The sequence below is a fragment of the Deltaproteobacteria bacterium genome, from assembly GCA_009930495.1.
Lineage (GTDB): Bacteria > Desulfobacterota > Desulfovibrionia > Desulfovibrionales > Desulfomicrobiaceae > Desulfomicrobium.
Genome location: RZYB01000386.1, coordinates 1 through 1,450, shown reverse-complemented (window position 1 = coordinate 1,450; position 1,450 = coordinate 1). Strand labels below are relative to the sequence as shown.

At 60.0% G+C, this 1,450-nt stretch carries 2 protein-coding genes; both read right to left on the bottom strand.

Annotated elements, in window-relative coordinates; all coding sequences use genetic code 11:
• The coding region (locus tag EOL86_14900) for an NAD-dependent epimerase/dehydratase family protein (GenBank protein NCD26857.1) at positions 1–674 on the bottom strand (674 nt) is incomplete at its 3' end.
• Between the two features lie 90 nt (positions 675–764).
• A partial coding sequence (locus tag EOL86_14895) for a nucleotide sugar dehydrogenase (protein ID NCD26856.1) occupies positions 765–1,450 on the bottom strand: 686 nt, incomplete at its 5' end.

Below are 1,450 nucleotides of genomic sequence, written 5' to 3'. Positions count from 1 at the left end.
TCCCGTTTTTGTCTCCCGTCGCCGTAAATGGGCAACGGTTTTCCCGCCAAGGCGTTATGAATGACCAAGGGAATAAGCTTTTCAGGAAACTGAAACGGACCGTAATTGTTGGAGCAGTTCGTGGTCACGACGGGCAGGCCGTAGGTATGGTGGTAGGCGCGCACCAAATGGTCGCTAGCCGCCTTGCTGGCGGAATACGGGCTGTTCGGCTGGTACGGATTGGACTCGGTGAAGGCGGGCTGCGCGTCGGCGAGGGAGCCGTAGACCTCGTCGGTCGATACGTGCAGAAAGCGAAAATCCGCTTTCTCCCGGCCCGAAAGGGTGTTCCAGTAATCCCTGGCCGCTTCGAGCAGCTGAAAAGTGCCCACGATGTTGGTCTGGATGAAATCCTCCGGACCATGGACACTGCGGTCCACATGGGACTCGGCGGCGAAATTTACGATGGCGCAGGGGCGGTGTTCGGCCAGGAGTTGAACGACGAGCGCGATGTCGTCGATGCTGCCCTTGACGAAGATATGCCTTGGATCGTTTCGGACTTCGGCAAGATTTTCGGGATTCCCGGCATAGGTCAGCGCGTCAAGATTGACCACGGCCCCATCTGCATGGGCCAGCCAATCCAGCACGAAATTGCTGCCAATGAAACCGGCTCCGCCGGTGACAAGGATCTTACGCATGAGATGCAGCTCCCGTCGGAAGGCAGCAGGCGCTCCTCACCACATTGATGCACACTTGCAGGAAGACGGCCCTGTTCATCTGGCCTTCACTCATAACCGCCAGACTCCCATGCCACTCTTCTCGGCAGCCTCGACATCCACCATCCCCTTCACATCCACCAAACAACACTTCGCCCCCAGCATCCCCCCAAACACCCTCACATCCATCCCCCGATACTCCTCATGCGCCACAGCCAGCACCAGCGCCGACAACCCATGCATCTCATCCAGCCCGACCAGCTCGATCCCGTAATGCTCCCTGGCCTCGGCCGGGTCCGCGATGGGGTCGTGCACCAGCACGGTCACGCCGTAGCTCTCAAGCTCGGCGATGATGTCCACGACCTTGGAATTGCGCAGGTCCGGGCAGTCTTCCTTGAAGGTCAGGCCGAGGACGCCGACTTTGGCGCCCTTGATGTTCTGGTCCGCCGCGATCATGAGCTTCACGGTCTTTTCGGCGATGAACTTGCCCATGGTGTCGTTGATGCGGCGGCCCGCCAGGATGACCTGGGGTTGGTAGCTGGCCATTTCGGCGCGGTAGGTCAGGTAGTAGGGGTCAACGCCTATGCAGTGGCCGCCCACCAGGCCCGGACGAAAGGGGAGGAAATTCCATTTGGTGCCGGCCGCCTTGAGCACGTTCAGGGTGTCTATGCCCAAACGGTCGAAGATGATGGCCAGCTCGTTCATGAGGGCGATGTTCAGGTCGCGCTGGGTGTTCTCGATGACCTTGGCGGCCTCGG